4 protein-coding genes and 2 pseudogenes are annotated in these 3189 nt (G+C 41.0%); 2 read left to right on the top strand and 4 right to left on the bottom strand.

Annotation, left to right across the window (positions count from 1 at the left end):
- The first annotated feature begins 75 nt into the window (after positions 1-75).
- Together QUA53_RS28800 and QUA53_RS29435 are read left to right on the top strand one after the other, a co-directional pair.
- Positions 76-438 carry a hypothetical protein gene (locus QUA53_RS28800; protein ID WP_333101258.1) on the top strand — a complete coding sequence of 121 codons (363 nt, stop codon included), beginning with the start codon at positions 76-78 and terminating at the stop codon, positions 436-438.
- 48 nt (positions 439-486) lie between these two features.
- Positions 487-1257 (top strand): annotated as a pseudogene (locus tag QUA53_RS29435) (IS1 family transposase).
- Here the strand turns inward: QUA53_RS29435 and QUA53_RS28785 are convergent.
- The 4 genes and pseudogenes from QUA53_RS28785 to QUA53_RS28775 all read right to left on the bottom strand — a co-directional run bounded on the left by QUA53_RS28785 (position 1207) and on the right by QUA53_RS28775 (position 2933).
- Positions 1207-1668 carry a hypothetical protein gene (locus QUA53_RS28785; protein ID WP_333101263.1) on the bottom strand — a complete coding sequence of 154 codons (462 nt, stop codon included), beginning with the start codon at positions 1666-1668 and terminating at the stop codon, positions 1207-1209. The pseudogene QUA53_RS29435 and the gene QUA53_RS28785 overlap by 51 nt on opposite strands.
- A gap of 283 nt (positions 1669-1951) precedes the next feature.
- Positions 1952-2176: an ISAs1 family transposase gene (locus QUA53_RS29430; protein WP_445304997.1), complete on the bottom strand. Its 225-nt coding sequence runs from the start codon at positions 2174-2176 to the stop codon at positions 1952-1954.
- Positions 2151-2480: pseudogene (locus QUA53_RS28780) on the bottom strand (ISAs1 family transposase); the annotation flags it as partial. The gene QUA53_RS29430 and the pseudogene QUA53_RS28780, both read right to left, overlap by 26 nt.
- A gap of 153 nt (positions 2481-2633) precedes the next feature.
- On the bottom strand, positions 2634-2933 hold the full coding sequence (locus QUA53_RS28775; protein WP_333101265.1) for a transposase family protein: 300 nt from the start codon (positions 2931-2933) through the stop codon (positions 2634-2636).
- Between the last annotated feature and the right edge of the window lie 256 nt (positions 2934-3189).

The following is a 3189-nucleotide window of genomic DNA, read 5'->3' as shown; positions in this document are numbered from 1 at the left end:
CCTGGCACATCTTTAGATGAACTCATCTGTGCCTACTGCGCTCAATAGTGTCTCTTTTTTATTTGAAATGACTATATGTTTCCTCAATCTTACCAGAACCATCTAGAAAAACAACTCAAACCAGCAGACTACCTGACTCGCAAAATTCTGGTATATTTGTTGCAAAGCCACAGACAGGTTAGTATTGAATTGCTCGCTTCTGTAATGACCTATCCAATTCAATTTGAGAGCCGGAGGCGTAGTCTGCAACGATTTCTCAAATTAGACTGCCTCAACATAGAAAGTCTGTGGTTTCCGCTGGTCAAAGAAATTTTAACAGCCAAATTTAAGAAATCGAAACCTTTGAAGCTTGCTATAGATCGTACTCAATGGCGATCGCACAACGTATTTATGCTCAGTCTGGTGTGGGAAAAACGAAGTGGTAGTGCTTTTATGTAAAGGATGGAGGGTAATACCTCTATGTCCAGTCTTTTGAGGAGTCTCATCATGAAACCCTATCTAATTTGTCCCACTTGTGGTTCTGACGATGTGATGAAAAATGGGATGACTCGTCGGGGAAAACTTTCACCACAAATGTCGCGAATGTGGTCGGCAGTTTGTCGAAAACCCTCAGTGGAAACCCAAAGACACCGACATTTTGGCAAAAATTGAGTTAGTTCTGTTGGAGCGGATTTCCCTGGCTGGTATTGCCCTCCTTCATGGGGGTTTCCTCTCTTCTGGCTGCAAAATTATGTGAACCACTTGTACGGTGCAATAGAACTCTTGCGCCACAGTCATTCCGAAAGAAATTGGAAAACACACAGTCCAAATGGATGAACTCTGGTATGAAAGTAGACGCCAAAGGGAATAAACAATGAGTCTGGTTAGCAATGGATACCAAGACGCGTGAAGTCATCGGATGTCATATTGGAGACCGCTCCTCGAAATCGGCTCTGGCATTATGGGATTCACTACCAAATGTCTATCGCCTGCAGTGCCAAGATTTATACCGATTACTGGGAAGCCTATGCCGTAGTTTTACCAAGTAAAAGGCATAAGTCCGTCGGCTCCGAAAGCGGATTAACCAGTTACATTGAACGATTAAACAATACTCTCAGGCAACGAATTTCGCGATTAGTCAGAAAGACTTTATCGTTTTCTAAAAAGTTGGAGAATCACAAGGGTGCTATTTGGAACTTCATTCATGACTACAATCACCAAATCAGATTAGGAATGCTGAAAGTTCAACCGCCTCAATTTTCTCCATCCTTTACATAAAAGCACTACCTTTGCATAAAGCAAACGGCTCATCACAATCTCACTCGTCCCCAACGAAGCAATCGTCCCCAACGAAGCAATACCAGCCGATACAACTGCTCCTGTCAGCAGTGAAAACAGCACTACCATTTTCGCGATCGTCCATCCACACCCAGTTTTTTGATTGCTGTGTTGCGGATACTCGGCTTGATTGGTGGCAGTATCACTCATTAACACCTTTGTCCCATCTAGTACCCGCACCCGCAATCCACACCATTGTTTTTCTATTGGAACTTGCTTTTCTAGAGCTTCTGCGCCTATAGGTACTAACTGTTGGACGAGTCTTTCGGGTAGTCGTTGACGAGCTTTACTGTAAGCCCCTGTGTCTGAGGAAGGAGGCTTGACTCCGGCACTGCTGGACCAGGTACTCATCCGCTTCACTGCTTGACGCTTGATTTTTGTCTGGATCTAGTACCTGCGATACCATCGCCCATAAGGTCACTATCGGTGTGTAGACACTCCTGTAATACCTCACGTTTTCGTTAGCCAACAGCTCAAGCACTTGAGAGTCTGGTAGCAGTTCTCTCCAGGGTAAGGCGACACTCTGTAAAAATTGTTGCTTGAGAATAGACGCACGATTTGGCATACTAGAGGGAGATATTTTAGTTTGTAAGGCAATTATCTATATAGATATTGCCTTACAGATTTTTTTTGCTCACTTTTTTAGTGATTGATCTAAAGTCCAATGCAGACCATTTTCAATACCCCAATGTAGACGGATAGCTTGCCCCAATTTATGAGCATTACATTCCAAACTCGTTAAATAAAACTGAACTTCATGGGTAGTTTTATTCCAAAGATGTCTGACCAGGACTACCATGACAATACATTGAAGACCAACCCAATCTTTTTGGTTATGTAAAGTTGGTAATTGAGAAATAGGAACACACCAACAGGATCGTTTTTAAGTCCGATGGTGACGCGAGCTCTACTTGTTGGTCATAACTATGGATAATACCTTCAAACCCTTGAGACAATTGTTGCTCTAACCAATCTTTTACTTGTCCGTGAAGTGTAGGATGATTAGCTTTAAGGGCTAAAACGTAATCAGCTTTAGCATAAAAAATTTGGGAGGCAATGGCTGTTTGCGTACCTATTGCATCAATCGTAATAATACATCCCACCATATCTAATAACTCTAATAAGGCAGGAATTGTAATAATTTCATTAGATTTATCTGCTACCTTTACTTGTCCTCAAACAAGACGATATTGACTCGACCAAGCGCTCACTAGATGTAAAGCTGATTTCCCCTGCTCTCTATCGTATGAGCCTTTGATAGTCTTATCATCAATGGGAATTACCTGCACCCCTATTACCTCAACTATCCATTCTATCTAACGTCGAAAGCATTGCTCAAATACTTTGGGATTAATGCGTTCAAAAACTCGTCGAAATGTATCTGCACTTGGGATACCTCCTGGTAAAGCTAAAAACTGATCCAACCATTCACATTTACTTAATCGATAATTTTCCATGTCTTCCCATCCATTACCTCCTGCAATTACTGACAATATTCCAAGGCTCAAAATATCTGTTAATGTATGGACACGCGTTCTTTCTACACGAGGGTCTTTGATATCACCAAATACTAATGCCATTTTTTCTGTCAGTGCAGTCGCCTGAGCTATACTCAATTTTTTTGAGCTTTTAATCCTGTGTTTTCAAGATTTGAAACCTGATGCCATAAGACTGACCTGTTAAGTAAGATAGACACTTTTTTCTTACAAGCATACTACATAAGATATTTGATACTCAAATTGTCTCTATCAATCTACAAGTGGATTCAATAATCTATATTTTTAAATACAAAATTACTGTAGTTTAGACTAAAAAATGATTGCAGCCAAAAGTAGCTGCCTTTGAATATCCGGCAAGCTGTTACTCAAAAAC

Source organism: Microcoleus sp. Pol12B3 (genome assembly GCF_036701355.1).
Taxonomy (GTDB): Bacteria; Cyanobacteriota; Cyanobacteriia; order Cyanobacteriales; family Microcoleaceae; genus Microcoleus.
Note: the sequence above shows the minus strand (reverse complement) of the source record. Positions and strands in the feature narration are given on the sequence as shown.

What these genes read in the sequence shown, in the direction of transcription:
- QUA53_RS28800 (WP_333101258.1), top strand. Translation starts at nt 76, where the DNA reads ATGTTTCCTCAATCTTACCAGAACCATCTAGAAAAACAACTCAAACCA.
- QUA53_RS28785 (WP_333101263.1), bottom strand. Translation starts at nt 1,668, where the DNA reads ATGAGTACCTGGTCCAGCAGTGCCGGAGTCAAGCCTCCTTCCTCAGAC.